The organism is Treponema denticola, from assembly GCF_024181645.1.
GTDB classification, from domain to species: domain Bacteria; phylum Spirochaetota; class Spirochaetia; order Treponematales; family Treponemataceae; genus Treponema_B; species Treponema_B denticola_A.
Map to the genome: position 1 here is coordinate 1,742,232 of NZ_CP058624.1, position 18,612 is coordinate 1,760,843.

The following is an 18,612-nucleotide window of genomic DNA, read 5'->3' on the forward strand; positions in this document are numbered from 1 at the left end:
ATTTAATACTCCTTAGATAAACATGGAGGCTTGTATCTCAAGCCGGAATGTTTATCGAATCTCCTATAATTTTAGTGTTTAGCCGGTCTTCCTACAAGAACGCCGGAACTTACTGCATAAACATCGTCAACCGACATTTGGAAGTCAACCTCCCTCTTATCGGCCTTGGCTCTCTCTTCAAGTTTTCCCCTGTTAAAGTCGAGAATGTCCTTTGTAAAGGGCAGATTTCCCGGCATTAGATAGCGGATACATCCGTCATTGTCTCTGGCAGGCATTACCTTTCCGGCATTGTACTGGGAAGGGGCAAATGGAATGTCGATTACTCCGGCTTCAAAGGCCTTGATAGTGCCTTCAACCAAGTCGCCGCCTCCTATCTCATAGACTCTGTCCATAATACACTTTGTTTCTGCCTTGATAAGCTCAATCTCTTGGGCGAGTATTCTCGAATCGGGATAACGCTGTCCCTTCAAAAGGTTTAGAACCATTTTGGTAGCCTTGATACCTCCTGCATTTGCTTCTTTGGTAGGAATACCGAAAGCTTCATGCGGGGTTTTAACGATTACCTTTGTAGCTCCGGAAAGAGCGGCAGTGGTACTTCCTAGGGAAATAAGACCATAGGCTCTGGATTCATCGGCAGGGAAGCCTCCCATCCATTGATGGAAAACCGTGGTGATGCACATATCCTTGTAGCCGAATTTTTTCATGTAGTCCTTTGTAATTTCTCTTAAAGAAATAACGGCTGCAACGTCTTGCGTCATGTTTCCGCACATACCGTAACCTACGGTAATGCTCTTTACACCCTGCTCAGCGGCCAATAGGGCTTCGATAACGCCTACTGCAATAGCAACCGAAGGCGGAACGAGAGTTCCCGTAAGAGGGCCGAAAGGTTCTCTATTAAGGTGAACTCCGTTTTCTTCATAGAATCCTACAAGGCGGTCGGCATATTGCCAACACATGATACTGTGTTCGATTGAAACGGCCTTTGCATAGGGAACATTGTAGCTTATTCCTCCGCCTTCATTGGATGTATAACCTCCGGCGTGAATAATCTCTGAAAGAAGACGGGCATCGGGGGTTCCGTGTCTTGCCTGTAAGGGAAGATTTACGGCTTCCAAAACCTGACGGCAGGGGCCTACACCCCAGTTTACGGCAGGGAAACCGTTCATAAGAGAGCGGCCGGCCTTCTTTGAAGCTTCAATACCGGCCTCGCCTTCTTCATATCGGTTTTGACGCGTATAAGCATCAATGGTGCTCGGTAAAAAGTCGGCACCGCCTTCATCCTGTAAAAACTGCAATAGATTAATGTGTTCATCCAAAAGGGGAACACCGGCACGAGGCTGGGCCGTAGTGATACCTTCTTTGTCCGCTTGTTCAAGTTTGATTGCAAAGTTTTTTTCAGGCGGGATCTTCTTTAAATAATCGATAGACTCTTTTAAGTCAACATCCTTTCCCGTGGGCCATGTTTGGAGAATTTCTTCTCGCATCTCCATAAACTCCCCTTCGGGTATTTTTTTATTTTTCCATCTCATACTCTTGCTCCTAAAGTATAGTGCCCCATTGTATCACAAGGATTATATAGCTTCAAGAGGAGGAAATACGGTTTTTATCGATTACCAATTAATTAATCGCTTCTACTTCTTCTTTTGTGAGACCTGTGACTTGCATTATCTTTTTTGCAGAATCGCCGAGCTGTTTTAATATCTTTGCCGTTTCAAGAGCTTTTTGTAAGCACCATCGGAGAAGCCTTCTTGTCTGCCTTTTATTTGTCTGCAATATTCCTTCTTCAATGCCTTTTCGATAACCTTCGCTTATACATGAAGCCCTGCCATGTTCATATTTCATACAGGAGTCATATAGCCATTTATCACTAGTACACAGTTTTTAATTAACCAACCTATTCGAAAGGCAATGTTTCGACAAGCAGCTGTTCAGTAGAATGTATTTCATCAAGTTTATATTTCCAGTGATAAACGACAGGTTCTGCATTAACTTCTTCGAAGTACTGATATATACGCTCAACCAGCTCATCCTTTGTTTTTACTTGAACCCCTTTGAGAAATTGACGCGTTAATTTACTGAAAAAGCTCTCCACAAGGTTCAGACAAGAACCATGTGTTGTGGAAGGTCAGCCGTTGTATTGGCTAGCACTTGTATGCCCGGCTTCTCATCATAGGAAAGCAAATGAACGACCAGTTCCTCTGATCAAAGTTAGGATCACGATTTTCGCAATAATACCGCATCTTATGCGGTTTAATCTGTGCATTGGAAAGAATCGTATGTACAGTGCTTTTATGATATGGTAGAAAGCCTTGTATATCCGGCAGCTTCCGCCGTTTTATGAATATGTGCAGCCAGTTTGGAATATGTCCACGTTTCAGCAGCATACCCAAACTCAACAGGTTTCTGACAGGCGATATTAATTTCTTCATCAGTAATTTCGGTATTTCTGCCGCGACCTGGGGCAGCGTAAAGAGCGTTGTCAATACCGCCCCTTCATGAAATTTTTTTAGGCACAGCATCACACTACAACGGTTAAGCCCTACTTTATCTGCGATTGCCTCGATTGATGCAGCCTGTGCTCTTAACAATAAAATTCGTGCTCTTGTAACGATTTGAGCTTGAAGCGTTCTGATACGTGTTTGCGTTTCCAAATACTCTGTTTCTTCATCAGTCAATACGATTGCCGATGGTCTTTTGCCCATAAAAAGCCCTCCTAAATTTTACTATGGGCATTATATAATAACTTTTAAATACAGTCGATTTGTTAAGAAGATGATATATTAGCTCAAATTGGAATTTATTGCTTCCGCAATTTTTAAAAGTTGAGGCTTGGTATTTTGTGAAGGGTCTTCAAGAACAGCTTCAAATAGCTTTTGTAAAATTATGCCGAGTTTAGGTCCTGCAGGAATTCCGATTTCCATCAGCTCTCTGCCGCCTACAGCCAGATCTTTTAAGCTCAGGGCAGAATCTTCGGCTATGACTTTTTCAAGCCTTTTTTTAAAGGAAACCAAATTGCTTAAATCGGGAGCCTTTCCTGTCATGCCGAAACCATCGGCCATTCTTAAATCGAAGAGATTCGGAATATTTTCTACTCCGGCTCTGACTATAAAGCGGCGGACGGCAGCATCGCTCCAATCTTCCGTATAATGAAACATGTGAAGTCCCACCAGATGAGAGACCTCTTCAATTTCCCTATTCGGGAATTTTAAACGCTGCATTATCTTTTTGGTAAGTTTTTCCGAAACCGCCTCATGCTTATAAAAGGTGTAATCGCCGTATTCATTTTTTTCCCTAGTGCTTACCTTTCCTATATCGTGGAAAAGGGCAGCCAATCGCACAATCGGATTATCTTGCGGAGCGGCATCGCAGCTTAAAAAGCTGTGGTCAAGCACATCGAAGGAGTGCATTCCTTTTTGCTCGACCCCGCGGCAATCCGAAAGCTCGGGCAAAAAGACTTTTAAAAGCCCCGTATCTTCCAAAAGCCTTAAAGAAATTATAGGATGCTCACTTAAAAGCATTTTAACGAATTCGTCCCGAAACCTCTCTATCGAAACTTTTTTGCAAACTTCAATACTTAAAGGAATTGCCTTTAAGGTTTCTTCTTCTATCTTAAAGCCCAGCTGTGAAGCAAAGCGGATTGCCCTGATAGGCCTCAAGCCGTCTTCTCCAAAGCGGTCAAGGGGAGAGCCGACGGTTTTAACGGTTTTTGATTTTATTGATTTTACACCCTCAAAAGGGTCAACAATGGAGCCGTCCTTTAAAGAAACTGCTATTGCATTCATAGTGAAGTCTCTGCGGCTTAGATCTTCTTCGATTGAACGGACATAGTTAATCTTCTGAGGCCGTCGTCCGTCGGAATAATCGGCCTCACAGCGGAAGGTTGTACATTCTATTTTTTCGCCCTTGTAAAGAATAGTAACCGTACCGTGGGCTATCCCCGTAGGAATCGTCTTACGGAAAAGGGCTTGAACTTCCTTGGGTTCGGCATCGGTAGCTATATCGTAATCCTTGCACGGTTTTCCTAAAAACCAATCCCGCACAGCTCCGCCCACAAGGTAGGCCGAAAAACCGGCATTAAAAAAAACGGAAGCGATTTCACTCATTTTTTTTGAAACAGGATAGCGCATAGGGATTCACTCATACATCGAAGGAACTAAAAGGTTAAATTCCATGATCGTCTTAGCACCGGGTATTGTGATTCTATATATACCCCTTTTCAACCTTTTGGTAAAATTTACTTTGGAAAGATCTATGTTTTTTATACAAAAGACATCATCTACATAGATTTTTTTTCCTCCGTATTCGGGAAAAATTTGAATAAACTTTTTTTGAAAAACATCCTTATCGATTTTTTTGATCTGAAAAACCGGAATCGAAAGGATTAGATTTTCTTTTTGAAACAACAAAATGTTTACATCCAAATTTGCAGCAGAATATTTACGTATTTCGGAAGCCTCATTTAAAAGACTTTTAGAATTATGTTTTAAGCACTGCTCCAAAAGACCGCCTTTTTTGTTCTCCAAAAGGACAGCCCTATGCTCAATAAAAAGAGAAGCTAAAAGATGGTTTGCTTCTGAATTTACTCCTGCGGGTGAAAAAAACGGGATCGGCTTTTTTTTCAGCGCCTCTTGAGAGGCCGATTCCAAATAGCCTTCAGCCTGAGTCTTATAAAATTCTTCAATAACCGCATTAGGGAGAATATTTTTTACGGTTTCAGAAAAAACTTGAGGAGGCAGAATCGATGAGCATAAAACAAAGAGGTATGACAGGTTCCCATCGGTTTGAATATAGGCATCGATCACTACAGCTCTGGCTTCTACGCAGGCCAAAGAAATCCTCATGCGCAATACCGCTCCTTGCTCGCTCATAAAATTCTCTTGTACGGCAAAAAATTTTAGGCCGTAAAGAAATTCCCTGCGCAAAAGCGAATTGGTTAAAACCGAGGAGTTGGAATTTTCATATTGTCTATATACGGAAACCATCGATAATTTTATCGGCAGTTTTTACACAAAGCATTATAAAAAAACTGCGCCCTGCCCTAAGGCAAGACGCAGATAAGCTAGTGAAAAGAGGTAGTTTTTTTATTCAGTTTTGATTTCAATTTGTTTTGGCTGGGTATCAGGTTTTCTCGGAATATTTACAACCAAAACTCCGTTTTCAAATTTTGCAGAAACTTCATCGGAGTTTATATCCTCAGGCAAGGTAAAACGCCTCATAAAATGCCTTGAACTTCGCTCCTTTATAATGTACTCTGCTCCCTTATCTTCCTTTTCTTCTTTTTTGGAAGATGAGATTGTCATAAGCCTATCTTTTAAGCTGATTTCAACATCTTTTTCGCTGTAACCCGGAAGATCTACTTCCATAACATAGGCTTTTTCGGTTTCGCGGATATCGACACTCGGCATTCCGCAGCTTGCATTCTTGATCGGAGCAAAAACTCCAAAATTGGGACCCAAGCTCCTATCAAGGGCATCAAATACGCTGTCCGTAAACGACGGACTAAAAAGACTTAAACTATTCATAAAGCACCTCCTGCTTATAAGTTGTTCTTTTAAGCTCAATGAGCGGCTCTGTGAGCGGCTCTGTGAGCCGGCTTTTTAAGCTGTCACTTATATACAAGCAATTTTTATGCCAAGTTATAAGAAAAGGAACAGTTTTTGACACAATTTTATAACTTCATATTGAATATAGAATTATAAAATTAAACCGATTAAAATAAACAGATTTTTGATTTTTAAACACAGAAATATATAAGTAAAATCGTGACAAAAAGCACTAGTGTGCCAAAATTTCATTTTAAATAGAGTTATTTTGACACAGTAAGCTCTGAACACAGGCCTTCATAGGCCACTTTTGCTACAGACTGTTCAGCTTCTTTTTTTGTTTTACCTGAAAGAGGTCCATAAACCTTACCGTTTATTGAAACCGAGAACCAAAAAGTACGGTCATGGTCGGGGCCGCTCGCCTTTTTAAGTTCATACTTGGGAACCGTTTTAAATTTCTTTTGTACCAATTCCTGAAGGAGGGATTTATAGTCGCTTATAAACTTCTTTTCTAAGACCGAAGTGATTGTAGCTGCCAAAAGCCTTAGAACAAATTTTTGAGCTGCTTTAAAACCCGAATCAATATAGTAGGCTCCGATAAGGGCTTCAAGGGCATCTGCAAGGATGGCCTTTTTTTCTCTTCCGCCGGACATTTCTTCGCCTCTTCCTAAAACCAAGTAATTGCTTATATTCAGTTTAGAAGCAGTCTTTGAAAGAGCATCTTCGGAAACAGCGGAAGCCTTTATCTTTGCGAGCTCCCCCTCCGGCTTATCTTCAAAAGAATTATAAAGGTAGGAAGCCGCTACCAGTCCCAGGATGGAGTCGCCTAAAAACTCAAGCCGTTCATTATTAGCGTGAAAATTATTATGTTCGTTGGAAAAAGACCTGTGATGGAAGGCTAGATCAAGCAAGCGTAGATCTTTAAATTTCAATCCCGCTTGCTTTTGGAACTCAAGGAGCTCCTGCTTCCTCTTGGGTTCAAGACCGCTTTTTATCGGAAACAAAGAGCTGCTCCTTAAAACAAAACTTATTTTTGCTGAGATTTGATAAATTCATAGGCGTCACGTACAGTTTCAAACTCATTTGCCTTTTCGTCCGGGATCTTAATACCCATATCCTCTTCGAGAGCATAAACAAGTTCATAGGTGTCAAGACTATCGGCACCTAAATCCTGTCGGAATGAAGAATCCAATGTAACCTTGTCTTCATCGATTTCCAACTTTGCTGCAATTAATTGCTGAATCTTTTTGAATAAATCATCCATAAACTATCTCCTTTAGTCTAATTTATCGGGGTTAATAACCTGCTTGCCTTTATAAAACCCGCATTTGGGGCATACATGATGAGGCATAATCAGGTTACCGCATCCGGAACACTCAACAAGATTTGGCGCTTGTAAACGCATATTAACACCGCGTCGGCGTCTTGTTCTAGCTTTTGATGTATTCGCTCTTGGTACAGCCATACTCAATCCTCCACTACAAAATATCTAAAATTAAAAAAGCGTATCTGCCGCACCATTATGCGGCCGTTCACATAATTAAGTGTTTATTCTACACTAAAACCGGTAAAAAGTCAATACAAAATTGAAAAGATGATAAAATAGTATAAAATCCGAAATATTTCACAAAATTCAACTTTATACTAAATGTTTTTTCATTATCCTTATAGCCAGATCGGGATCTTCGGTAGCCAAAAGCCCCATAGCAGATAGTATATACTCCTTATCAAGAAGAAACTGGGGATTTTTAGGTTTTAAGCTAAAAGGATCATCCTCACGGAATTTGCAAGCCTCCATAATTTCCTTGTAATGGGAGTTATAAACCAAAATTCCGCCCGTTCCTATTATATAACGCAGCTGAGTTAAATCCTTTCCCTCTTGCTGAAAGCTGGCACCGCAACCGGTATAAACCGGAGTCAAAACCCCGACATGGCGGCCCATAGAAACATCGGCACAAACCTTGGCAACAGCACAATCAAAGGCCAAGTCTTTTTCATTTTCAGAAATAAAATCGGTGTGCTCATTCCGTTTTTTGACTTCTTCTTCAATATTGTACTTATATTCTTTTGGAAGATAGTGTCTAAGCCCGTGAGGCCCTTGCACCGAGGCTACGGTCGGAAGTGAGTAACGCATACCGAGGTCGCCTTCTACAGTGCGTTTTAAAAAGGCTTCAGGGAGACCGTACAAAAAGACAGAGCCTTGGGTCGGATCTCCTTCCGCAGCGGAATGAACATCGGTTGTAGCCCCGCCTATATCCAAGACAATGAGATCTCCTAAACCGGCTTCATTTTCAGTACCCTCAGACAGGGTTTGAGCTGCCTTTAGGACGGCAGCAGGGGTCGGCATCAGGATATTATCTATATTACTTTCGACATGGGTCATACCCTTTGCGTGCACAATATTATTCATAAAGATGCTGCGGATTGTTTCTCGGGCACTTTCAACATTGAGCTTGTTTATCTTCGGCATTACGTTTTCGGCCAAGTGAAACTCTACCTTGTCTTTAAAGATTTCGATTATTTCGTCTTCGGCACTCTTGTTGCCTGCAACAACGACAGGAACCCGTACTCCGTAATCTGCAAGCATCTTTGCATTGTGGATTATACAGCGTGAATCGCCGCCGTTTGTGCCTCCCGCCAAAAGAATTATATCCGCATTTGAGTTTACGATAGCCTCAGCTTCGCTCTTGTTGAGATTGTGGCTGTAAGTATGAATTACCTTGGCTCCGGCACCGAGGGCGGCCCTTTTTGCCGCCTCGCTTGTAAGTTCCGGCACAAGGCCGATGGCAATTATCTTTAATCCCCCTGCCGCCGAGGAGCAGGCAAGGCTTTTTACCACCGTATAATCCGTTCCGGTTTTTTTGTGCAGAAGCTCAAGGGCATTATTATAGCCTGTCATAACATCGGTTTCAACAGTAGTATAAGACTTTGCCGTACCGATTATGTCTTCTTTTTCGATATCTACAAGAGTTATTTTTGTATTTGTACTTCCAAAGTCAACAAATAAATAGCAGTTCATTTTGAGTAAATCTTAAAACCGGCTCTTGAGTCCTATGCATGATCCGGAAAATCAGCATGTAAATCTTTAATAGTCGTTTCGACCGGTGTTCCCGGCGGATAAACGTGATCAAAACCCATTGCGGTAAAACGCTTGTGAACCTCGTTGAAATCCTGTTTACCTACAACTATGTTTCCGCCGACAAAAAGCTTAATCCCTTTTAAGCCGGCTTCATCGCATTTTTCGCGTAAACCCTTGCAATCCAGCTCTCCTTGACCGTAAAGAGAGGATACCAAAATCGCATCCGCATTTGTCTCAAGAGCAGCATTTATAAAGTCCTCTTGAGGGCTTAAAACGCCTATATTGGTTACTTCAAAACCGGCCTCGGTCAAAGAGTAATCCAAAATTTTATTACCGACAGCATGACAATCAGAGCCTATTACGCCCAATACAAGTTTTATTTTTCTTGCCATATTCCGCCTCCTAAAAAATTTATCGTGTTGAAATGCAGTCTATTCTTAAAATAAAGATGTGTCAAGTACATGAAAAAGACAAAGAGTACTTCTTGTAAAAAGTATCAAAATTGAGTATATTGTCTTTATGTCAGAAAACACGTCGGAAATTACAGACTGGGAAACAAAAAAATTTAACGAACTCTTTGATGATGAAATAAGAGTTTTAACGAGAAGAAGGGCAAATTCCAATGACTGCTCCATCGAAGACCTTAAAGGCACCTTAAACGCCCTTTATATTCTTGAAGGGAACAATATTACCGGACGCAGTAAGGTACAAGAAATAGCTCTTTCCGCTTCAATTGCAGCTTACGAAAAATTTATAGAGGACTGGAAAAATGAAAAATAAGATTATATTTACCCTCATCTTTGTTATCGGCTTGATTTTTTCTTCTTGTTCGATAAAAAAAATGGCCTATAATTCGGCAGCCAATGCAATGGCTCCCCTTCCCGAAAAAAAAGCAAAGCCGGCTCCCGATGCTCCAAATCCCATTACGGCTTTAACCGGAGAAGATGATGTAGAGCTGGTCGGAGAGGTTTTTCCCATCATTTTAAAACTCTACGAGGGAATGCACATTGCAAATCCTTCACATAGGGGGCTTGCCATAATGACAGGTGAGCTCTATATAATGTATTCGAATGTATTTGTAGAAGGTCCTGCGGCCTATCTTTCGGATGACGAGTACGATAAAAAAGACAAGGCCTTTAATAGAGCAAAAAAATTTTATAAAAGAGGCTATAATAAAATTCTTTCAGCTTTGGATATGGCCTATCCCGGATTTACCGAAGCTATAAACTCCGACAATACGGAAAAAATAGAAGCAATGCTAAAAAACTGTAAACCCTATGACACGGAAGCCCTGCATTGGGCAGGTGCCGGTATTTTGGCCGCCTTTTCCCTTGATCCCCTGGATATTCAATGTTTACAAACAGTTCAAGGAGCAAGGCTTATGCTTGAAAAGGTTTGCAGCCTTGATCCCGATTATTCCAGTGGTGCAACATGGGAAATTTTAACCAAATTCTATGCCTCCGCACCGGACAGCCTAGGCGGTGATATTGAAAAGGCCGAAAATGCCTATAAAAAAGCTCTTGAGCTTTCTCAAGGAAAAAGTCCTTCAATATATGTAACCTATGCCCTCTCTTTTTGTGTACCTAAGCAGGACAGTAAAGGATTTGATGAAGCTATAGAAAAAGCCTTAGCAATTAATCCCGAATCGGATCCGGATAATAAACTGGTCATCAGCATTTCACAAAGATATGCGGAATGGCTAAAAGAAAATAAAGAAATGTTTATATTGGGAGATATAAAATGAAGAAAAAATTATTGTTTGCTTTTTTTGTACTTATGATGGTTTCAGGTATCTTTGCTCAACAGAAGATTGTTTTAAAGATTGCAAGCAGTGCCCCTGCGAGGACTCCTTGGGATATTGAATTAAAAAAGTTAGCCCAAGAGTGGAACAAGATAACAAAGGGTCTTGTAAGCGCCAGATTTATGGATATGACTGTGCTTGGAGGAGAAAAGGCAGGGATTGTAAAGATGAAGCCTTCCCGCCCCGGACAAAGGCCGCAAATAGACGGAGCTATATTAAGTCCGGTAGGTTTAAATGAGCTTGCACCTAATGCTAAAATTTTCACCCTTTCGCTCCCTTTCTTAATACAAAATCAAAAAGAACTTGACTTGGTTTTAAGCAAATATGGATATGCTTTTGAAAATGAAATACAAAAAAACGGATGCAAACTTATAACATGGTCCAATGTAGGGTGGCTTTCATTTTATACAAAGGATTCATATTCAAGCCTTGATGAGCTTAAAAAAATTAAGATGATATGTGTAAACGATACAAAGGACTTTATTGATGTTCTAAACATTTCCGGTTTTAATATACTACCTGTAGATCCTGCAAAATTTAATCAAGAAATAAAAGCCACAGGCGGAGCAAGAAGTTTTACATCAATTTCAATTCTTACCTATACGCTAAGACTGTACAAGGATGTATCCTACATGCTAGATGCCCGCCTATGTCCTATAATGGCTGGCTTTGTTATAGCAGACGAATCTTGGGCTCTTATCCCAGACGAGTATAAACCTGCAATGCTGGAAGCAATGAATAAAACGACAAAAAAACTAAATGCCGCCCTTGAAGATATGGAAATGGACTATTTAAAAAAAATGCGGCAGGACGGTTTAAATATAATAAGTCTTAATCCTCAACAAAAAAAAGAATGGACAAAGGAATTCTATGAAGATATGAAAAAGGTTCAAAGAAAAATGCCTAACCTTATAAATGCAGAAATATATGAAAAAATAACAGAACAGCTTGAAGCATATCGAAAATAAGTATATTATGTTGAAATGAAAAAGGTAATTAATGGTTTTATTTTAGCTCTTACGGCAGTACTTATTGTACTGCCTTTTGTAAGCCATATAGCATCAAGCTTTGATAAAAATAGTTTAGAGTTTGAACGGCTGATTGTTCAATTAGTCTTTGTTTTTGCCTGTCTTGCAGGTCTTATCACAACAATACAAAAAAAACAACTGAATATAGAAGTTTTTACCTCCAAATTTGATAACAAAATCCAATTAATAATAAACGCATTTTTATCCTGTATAAATATAGCAATTCTTACAGCGGTATTTTTCTCGGTATTTCCAAACTACAATATGCTTTCTTCTGAAGACCATGTTTTATATATTCCGATAAAAATTTTCTTCTCTGCCCTCCCTCCGATGTACTTGATAATGCTTGCATTGGAAATAAAGAGAAACAAGTGCATAGTTTCAAGCATAGCAGGGCTTTTAATAGGACTTTTAATAAGTACGGGCTCTATTTTGGGCCTTTTAAATTTAGTATTCGGTTCGTGGTACCCTGAAATAAACGATTCAGGTCTTGCAAATCTTTTAACCGGTATTTCCGAGTCCGTGCAAATTTTTTCTGAAAATGCTATTTGGCTGATTGTTTTAATTTTTACCGTATTCAGTCTTTTCGGTATGCCTCTTTATATTGTGCTTTCAGGTCTGGCATATTTTGCCTTTATGACCACAGGAGGCTACGTAGAGAGTATCCCCATGGAAACCTATAACATCTTAACGGATACATCCATAGCTGCAATTCCTCTATTTACGGTTGCAGGCTATCTTTTGGCAGGAGGAAGTGCTGGAAAAAGGCTCTTGGATTTTGTTAAAAGTTCTGTCGGCTGTATAAGGGGCGGCGTTGTAATTTCAGCAGTATTGGTTGCAACATTTTTTACAACCTTCACGGGAGCATCGGGAGTAACAATCTTAGCCCTTGGAGGGATTTTAAGCGTAATTTTGACAGGCTCAGGTTATTCCGAAGATGACTCGGAAGCCCTTATAACGGCATCCGGTTCCATAGGACTCTTATTGCCTCCAAGTTTGGCCGTTATAGTCTATGGGGCAACTAATTTTATGACCGTAAACATATTTGACCTTTTTAAGGGGGCTGTTCTTCCGGGAGTACTTTTAGCCCTGTCGATGATGGTCATAGGAATCATAAAGGATAAAAACTCAAAAAGAATCAGGTTTTCAAGGGAGGCTCTTTTCCAAAGTTTTAAGGCAGGATTTTTTGAGCTTCTTCTTCCCATATTGATAGCAATTGTATATTTTGGAGGATATTTTACCCTTTTTGAAACCGCAGCCTTTACGGTTTTATATTCGTTTGTGCTGGAAGTTTTTATAAGAAAGGACTTGAGCATAAAAAAAGCTATCGACGTTATTTTACAAAGTATTCCCGTCGCAGGAGGGGTGCTCGTAATAATAGGAGCCGCAAAGGGGCTTGCCCTCTTCTTAGTATATGCAGGAATCCCCGAAATGCTTTCGGATTTTGCAATTACCTTTGTCGGTTCAAAAGTTTTATTCCTGCTGCTATTAAACATTTTGCTGTTGGTAGTAGGCTGTATTATGGACTTATATTCGGCTATCTTAGTGGTTTCACCTCTTGTAATTCCCGTTGCAGAAAGCTTCGGTATACACCCTGTACATACCGGAGTAATATTTTTAACTAACCTCGCACTCGGCTTTTTAACGCCCCCCATAGGAATGAACCTTTTTATAGCAAGTTACACATTTAAAAAGCCCGTAATAAAAATAGTAAAGAGCATACTGCCCTATCTGGCTGTTCAATTTATTATCCTGCTTTTAATCACATACATTCCGTGGTTCAGCATGGCTTTTATCAAATAAGAATTGAATTTGTAAATTGTGATGAATGACAAATGACAATCGGCATTTGTCATTCATCCAATCGAGATGGTTTAAACTCGGCTTTTATCCTTTACTGCAATAATAGCACCCAGAATCATTAGGTGCCTTGAAAGTTGTGAAAGATAATTTAATACGGACATTGTGCTTGTAAAAGTATTACCGTTAATGGGGCCGATAATATCTATTAGTACAATATTTACAATCCATAAAATCATAAAAATAACCAGAATTATACCGGTCAAACGAATTTCGCCCGAAAAAAATTCTACAATCAAAAATACACCGGCAATAAGTTCAGATACAGCCAAAGTTATTATAATAACCGTTGTTATTGTTCGGCTTTTAAAGACAGCATCCAAAAGAGAAACAGCCTGACCCAATTCTCCTGCAGAGGAGCGGATAAGCCCCAATATTCCCGCAACAATCAAAAAGAAAGCTAATGCAATCTGAAGCACAACAAGCCCTACAGTTCTTTTCATAAGAACCTCCATAATTAAAAATAGATTCTGTAAAACAGTTCTTTTTATTGTATCGGAATAAGAAGGCTCTTGCTGTAGAGATAAATTGAGTTTTAGCTCATTGCTTTTTTTACCTCGGCCTCAATTTTTCCTTTTGAGGGCTGAATTAAAAGATTTTCGCCTTCTTTAACTTGGGAAAAGGAGCGGATAGTTTTTCCCGTTTCGGCATTACGGACAATGGAGTAGCCCCTGTCCAAGATACCTTGAGGGTTTGCCCCTTCCAAAATCTTATTCAAAACTAAAAGCCGTTGCCGAAACTCCTTACACCGCTCCTGCATAGCGGATAAGATTTCTTCCTTTGCATTGTCAAATCTTGCAAGAAGGGGCTGCTGAATGTTTCTAAAGCGCAGTTCCAAGGAATCGGGCTTAAAATTATTTAACATAAGTCTTATCCTTTCGATGCGGTTTTCAATATTTTGCGTAAGGTCTTCCCGATTTACGGCTATGGAGTACATAATATCGTTTAAGATTGGAGCGGCCAGTTCTGCGGCGGCAGATGGGGTGGGAGCCCTCATGTCGGCTGCAAAATCGGAGAGGGCCCAATCTATTTCGTGGCCTACAGCCGAGATCACAGGGGTTTTGCAGGCAGCGATTGCCCTGACAAGTTCTTCATCCGAAAATGGAAGGAGGTCTTCCAAAGAGCCGCCGCCCCTTCCTATTATGATAAGGTCGCCCAAGTTTTTTTCGTCGGCAATTTTTAGCTGCCTGATTAAGACAGGAGCGGCATCTTCTCCCTGTACGATTGCAGGAAGAACAACTATGCCTATTTTTTCGTTCCGTCTTTTTACTACATTTATAATATCCCGAACGGCGGCTCCTGTGGGACTTGTAATTACGGCAATTCGTTTCGGGAAATAAGGCAAAGGTTTCTTTCTTTCAGAATCAAAAATGCCCTCTGCGGCAAGCTTTTTTTTACGTTCTTCCAGCATTTTTAAAATATTCCCCTCGCCTGCGAGGCTCATCTCTTCTATTATAATCTGATATGAACCGCGCTGCTCATATACCGAAATTGCCCCTTCAGCTTTTACGGTCATACCGTCCTTGGGAACAAAGCTCAAAGAGCGGGTCTTTCCCTTAAACATCACGGCTTGAATCGAGGCCTTTTCATCTTTTAGCGTAAAATAAAGATGCCCCGCAGCCGATGGACGGAAGTTGGAGATTTCTCCTTCAATCGAAACATATCCGAAGCCGGATTCCAAAAGCTCTTTTATCTGTAAAGTAATTTCATAAACGGAATAAGTTTGTGCCATCTTAATCTTTCCTCAAAGAAATTTCGTTGACCTTTTTATAAAACTCTTCAAGTCTTTGAGAAATCATCCATGTGTAAACTTCTTCTTGAAGACCCGATAAAAGTTTTATTCCTTCGTCTATTGTCTTGATTGTCCAAATATTAAACTTGCCTTCTTTTACGGCTTCCTTAACCTCCTTAGATAAAAACAAATTATTTTTATTGCTGACCGGAATCATAACGCCCTGAGTTCCCGTAAAGCCCAATATTTTACACGTATTAAAAAAGCCTTCTATCTTTTCGGTTATGCCACCGACAGGCTGCACCATTCCGTGCTGGTTTAAGCTTCCCGTAACGGCTATATCCTGCCTCATCTCAAAACCGCCTATCGCAGAAATAAGAGCCAAAAATTCTGCACAGGAAGCGGAGTCGCCGTCAATGTAGCTGTAGGACTGCTCAAAACAAATACTTGCAGAAATTGAAAGAGGAATATCCTTTGAAAATTTTTCCCGTAAAAGAGAGGTTATTATAAGGTGTGCCTTATCATAGATTTCTCCCGAAAGGCCGGCTTCTCTTTCTATATTTATAATTCCGCCTGTACCGGGCGAAGCTTGAGCTGTAACCGAAACGGGCACACCGAATGAGTGATAACCCCGTTCCTCCACGGCGAGGCCGTTTATTTTTGCAAGTTTTCTGCCGGAAACATCTATTAGAATTTCCCCCAGCTGAACCATCTCAGCAAATTTTTCTTCGGGCAGAGCATGAAGATAATGCCGCTTTTCGATTGTGTCGTTTAAAACGCCTGCACAAATAGCCTCCTTTTTTTGCTGCTTTGCATTAAAATCTGCTTCGATTATAAGGTCGGAAATTTTAGTAAATTGAGCTGTAAGTAAATGGCGGGAACCTGCAAGCTCCGAAGCATAGGAAATTAAGCGGCTGTATCCCGAATCATCAAAGTTAAGAGCTTTTTTTTCTTTACAAAGATACTCGGTCAAATGAATTAGGGAAGCTATATTTTTATCGTTTTTTTGCATCACCGAATCGAACTCCGCACAAACTTTAAAGAGTTTATAAAAGTCAGGATCTTCTTGATAAAGAATATCGTAGGTGTATTCTCCTCCGATTATGATTATCTTAAAATTTGCAGGAAGAGCTTCGGGTTTAAAAACGCTCGGACTATGGTTCCCGGAAGGAGGTATCTGCACTTCGATTTTTCCCGACTGCAAAACTCTTTTTAAATAAGACCACGAATCGTCCTCTTCAAGTAAATCGTGTAAACGCACGATAAGATAACCGCCGAAGGCTCTGTGGACGGCGCCCTCTCTTATGCGTAAGTGTCCGTTAATTTCGGGAGCATCCGAATCGGAATGAGATTCAATCGTTCCGAACAAATTTGTAAAACTCGGCAGGTTTTCATTTATTACATAATTTTTATCTTTATTGTTTTCGCAAATAAGATTGATAAGATAGCGTCCGAAAAAGTTTTTCTTTATTCTCGAAGATTTAAATTCCGAACTGTAGATATTCATTCTGCTGATTAGATCTTCTTCGGCCTTTTTTAAAAATAGAAGAATCTTTTTATTATCTTCAATTTGTTTCGGGTTATCGGATTTTGTTGTATAGGAATCTACCAGCTTCCTTAAAGGATCGAGGGCTTCTTTAATTATCGGCATAACGGAATCTTTTTGATGCTTTATCAGCTTTTCGTCCATTTCAATTCTTTTATCCCGCAAAATAGAAAAAAGCTCGGACATTTCATCGAGAGAAGCATAGTATTTTTCTCGTAAGGCAGCGAGTTCTTGTTCGCTGAATTTTTTTCGGGCAGCCTTGGATTGAAGCTCGCTAAAGGATATTTCTTTTCCCTTTATTATAGGAATTAAATCCAATGATTGGTTGTTTTCATCTTTTATCTGCAATACCTTAAACCCTGCATGCAGCATCTTGGACTCAAATTCCATCAAAAGAATATTTTCTTCATTATCGGTTTTAGTAACGATTTTTTTCTGCTCGGCTAAAAAGCCCTCCGATTTTAAGAGTGCCAGAGTCTGCGTATGAATATGCCCTACGGCTTTTTTTATCTTTTTGCGGAAAAACCTTCCTTCTCCGGCAGGAAAAAAAAGAGCGATGGGCTCAATCGGGCGGCTAAAGTTGTAAGCATAGGCTATATCTTGAAGTTTTGCAAAATTTGGTTTATAATTCCGCAAGAGAGATGAGAGAACGGTTCTTCGGCCTGTTCCGGGTGCACCCATAACAAAAATGTTATAGCCTTCACCCTCGATACCGAGCCCCAGTTCAATAGCCTTAAGAGCACGGTCTTGCCCGACTATAGTCGAGTCGGCTCCGTTATTTTTTAATTCCCTTATCTTAGATTCGGGAAAGTAAAATTCCAGTTCATCAAGGTTTAATTTTTCTGCAGCACCGTCTGTCATGTAAGCTCCTTAAAATCGTACTTGTGAGGATTCTATGTCTGATTTTTTTGTCAGCGAAATACTTGTTTTAATTTTGTTGATTTTACCTTTAATTCGTCCGTTCTCAAAAGCTCTTAAAACAGCTGACGCAATTCCGCTTTTACCCCTTGCATCTTTAATCGTCTTAATTCTTTCGATTATCGGCCAAGGTTTAATCTTCTCATTAATTCCCACAGCACTGATAGTTATAATCTGTATTATAACAGAATTCGCAAGATTTGTAATGTTTTTAAGGCAAGTTCCTAATAATTTTTACACAATTCCGTCGATTTTGTTAAGAATTTTCGTCCTTATCCTGCTGAGCGGAGCTTTTTATGCAGCTTTTTATTTTTCGCCTGAAAGGGAATATCCCGTTTTTACATCTATTGCCGAAAAAGAGAGGATTTCTTTTATTGTCGATGAAAAAGAAAAAACAGCCGGAGTTTACTATAAACCGGAACCCTGCAATAAAGAAAATGCAGCAATTATAATAGTTCCGCCCTTTCCAAATGAAGTTGCCGGAACTTTTGACCGCTATCTTTTAAACGAAGGATATAAGCTTGCAAGCCTATCCCTGCCTAAAAAGACGGGATATAAATACAAGCTAAAAAATTCCGAAATCTTTTTTGCCGTTGTTGATTCCATGTTTAACACAAAGACAGAACAAGCGTCAAAAAACGCCGGCAATGAAAACTTAGGTATAAGTCTATCCCCTTTTATTCGATTTTTTGGGGATACTGAACTCTTTTTAATAGGAGAAGGAGATCAAGTTCAAGGCCTTTTAGACTATTACAATAAAAATCCGAATGCCTTTTCGGGAGCTTTTTTTATAATTTCCGAAGGCAGTCCTCTTCCTGACGGCTTAAAGGAAGGAACATACACTGTTTTAAACGAAAAAGATTTAAAGTTTTCGGAAAATATCGCGCTTTTTCCTATTTGTTTTTTTATTCAATCAAAAGAAAGTTTAACCGGTTTTGGAGATATAAGGGGAAACGATATTCTTGCAAGCATCTTACTCGGATCTTCAAGAGATCTAGGCAGGCAAGACCGAATCAACACGATAAAAACCTTTGAAAAATGGTTAAACTTAAGGGCAAGCCGTACAATAAAGTAATTTAAATTTTACTTATAAAAGTATAATGCC

19 protein-coding genes are annotated in these 18,612 nt (G+C 39.9%); 5 read left to right on the plus strand and 14 right to left on the minus strand.

What is annotated here, in order from left to right:
• Window positions 1-71: 71 nt before the first annotated feature.
• The 11 genes from HO345_RS08210 to glmS all read right to left on the minus strand — a co-directional run bounded on the left by HO345_RS08210 (window position 72) and on the right by glmS (window position 9,014).
• Window positions 72-1,529 carry a methylaspartate mutase subunit E gene (locus HO345_RS08210; protein WP_253682473.1) on the minus strand — a complete coding sequence of 486 codons (1,458 nt, stop codon included), beginning with the start codon at window positions 1,527-1,529 and terminating at the stop codon, window positions 72-74.
• Between the two features lie 88 nt (window positions 1,530-1,617).
• Entirely contained in the window at window positions 1,618-1,842 is a 225-nt protein-coding gene (locus HO345_RS08215; protein WP_253682474.1) for a hypothetical protein, read from the minus strand.
• A 299-nt stretch (window positions 1,843-2,141) separates the two neighbouring features.
• Window positions 2,142-2,702, minus strand: coding sequence for a helix-turn-helix domain-containing protein (locus HO345_RS08220; RefSeq protein ID WP_010696494.1), 561 nt, complete (start codon window positions 2,700-2,702; stop codon window positions 2,142-2,144).
• Between the two features lie 78 nt (window positions 2,703-2,780).
• Complete coding sequence (locus HO345_RS08225; RefSeq protein WP_010696492.1) at window positions 2,781-4,127, minus strand: CCA tRNA nucleotidyltransferase; 1,347 nt, start codon at window positions 4,125-4,127, stop codon at window positions 2,781-2,783.
• A gap of 6 nt (window positions 4,128-4,133) precedes the next feature.
• Window positions 4,134-4,982 carry a hypothetical protein gene (locus HO345_RS08230; RefSeq protein ID WP_366796379.1) on the minus strand — a complete coding sequence of 283 codons (849 nt, stop codon included), beginning with the start codon at window positions 4,980-4,982 and terminating at the stop codon, window positions 4,134-4,136.
• Between the two features lie 99 nt (window positions 4,983-5,081).
• A complete protein-coding gene (locus tag HO345_RS08235) occupies window positions 5,082-5,522 on the minus strand; it encodes an Hsp20/alpha crystallin family protein (RefSeq protein WP_010696488.1) in 441 nt (146 codons plus the stop codon).
• 284 nt (window positions 5,523-5,806) lie between these two features.
• Entirely contained in the window at window positions 5,807-6,547 is a 741-nt protein-coding gene (gene rnc, locus HO345_RS08240) for a ribonuclease III (protein WP_253682476.1), read from the minus strand.
• Between the two features lie 23 nt (window positions 6,548-6,570).
• Window positions 6,571-6,807, minus strand: a complete 237-nt coding sequence (gene acpP / locus HO345_RS08245) for an acyl carrier protein (protein WP_002670497.1) — start codon at window positions 6,805-6,807, stop codon at window positions 6,571-6,573.
• A gap of 12 nt (window positions 6,808-6,819) precedes the next feature.
• On the minus strand, window positions 6,820-7,008 hold the full coding sequence (gene rpmF / locus HO345_RS08250; RefSeq protein WP_002670496.1) for a 50S ribosomal protein L32: 189 nt from the start codon (window positions 7,006-7,008) through the stop codon (window positions 6,820-6,822).
• A 174-nt stretch (window positions 7,009-7,182) separates the two neighbouring features.
• A complete protein-coding gene (gene glmL, locus HO345_RS08255) occupies window positions 7,183-8,562 on the minus strand; it encodes a methylaspartate mutase accessory protein GlmL (RefSeq protein ID WP_253682477.1) in 1,380 nt (459 codons plus the stop codon).
• A gap of 32 nt (window positions 8,563-8,594) precedes the next feature.
• A complete protein-coding gene (glmS, locus tag HO345_RS08260) occupies window positions 8,595-9,014 on the minus strand; it encodes a methylaspartate mutase subunit S (RefSeq protein WP_010696482.1) in 420 nt (139 codons plus the stop codon).
• Between the two features lie 127 nt (window positions 9,015-9,141).
• On the opposite strand from glmS, the gene HO345_RS08265 reads away from it, so the two are divergent.
• Genes HO345_RS08265 through HO345_RS08280 form a run of 4 tightly spaced genes read left to right on the plus strand, consistent with a single transcriptional unit; the run spans window position 9,142 to window position 13,254 of the window.
• Window positions 9,142-9,402 carry a hypothetical protein gene (locus tag HO345_RS08265; RefSeq protein ID WP_253682478.1) on the plus strand — a complete coding sequence of 87 codons (261 nt, stop codon included), beginning with the start codon at window positions 9,142-9,144 and terminating at the stop codon, window positions 9,400-9,402.
• Window positions 9,392-10,366 (plus strand): TRAP transporter TatT component family protein, encoded by a 975-nt coding sequence (locus tag HO345_RS08270; RefSeq protein WP_253682479.1) that lies wholly within the window; start codon window positions 9,392-9,394, stop codon window positions 10,364-10,366. The genes HO345_RS08265 and HO345_RS08270 overlap by 11 nt, the downstream gene beginning before the upstream one ends.
• Window positions 10,363-11,391, plus strand: a complete 1,029-nt coding sequence (dctP, locus tag HO345_RS08275; protein WP_253682480.1) for a TRAP transporter substrate-binding protein DctP — start codon at window positions 10,363-10,365, stop codon at window positions 11,389-11,391. The genes HO345_RS08270 and dctP overlap by 4 nt, the downstream gene beginning before the upstream one ends.
• 15 nt (window positions 11,392-11,406) lie before the next feature.
• A complete protein-coding gene (locus HO345_RS08280) occupies window positions 11,407-13,254 on the plus strand; it encodes a TRAP transporter large permease subunit (RefSeq protein ID WP_253682481.1) in 1,848 nt (615 codons plus the stop codon).
• A gap of 71 nt (window positions 13,255-13,325) precedes the next feature.
• Here the strand turns inward: HO345_RS08280 and HO345_RS08285 are convergent, their stop codons facing one another.
• The 3 genes from HO345_RS08285 to HO345_RS08295 form a co-directional block, all read right to left on the minus strand.
• Window positions 13,326-13,754 carry a hypothetical protein gene (locus tag HO345_RS08285; RefSeq protein ID WP_010696472.1) on the minus strand — a complete coding sequence of 143 codons (429 nt, stop codon included), beginning with the start codon at window positions 13,752-13,754 and terminating at the stop codon, window positions 13,326-13,328.
• Between the two features lie 92 nt (window positions 13,755-13,846).
• Window positions 13,847-15,043 carry an exodeoxyribonuclease VII large subunit gene (gene xseA, locus HO345_RS08290; RefSeq protein ID WP_253682482.1) on the minus strand — a complete coding sequence of 399 codons (1,197 nt, stop codon included), beginning with the start codon at window positions 15,041-15,043 and terminating at the stop codon, window positions 13,847-13,849.
• Between the two features lies 1 nt (window position 15,044).
• Complete coding sequence (locus HO345_RS08295) at window positions 15,045-17,450, minus strand: Lon protease family protein (RefSeq protein ID WP_253682483.1); 2,406 nt, start codon at window positions 17,448-17,450, stop codon at window positions 15,045-15,047.
• A 34-nt stretch (window positions 17,451-17,484) separates the two neighbouring features.
• Here HO345_RS08295 and HO345_RS08300 point away from each other — a divergent pair, with 34 nt between their 5' ends.
• Entirely contained in the window at window positions 17,485-18,582 is a 1,098-nt protein-coding gene (locus HO345_RS08300; RefSeq protein WP_253682484.1) for a hypothetical protein, read from the plus strand.
• Window positions 18,583-18,612 lie beyond the last annotated feature (30 nt).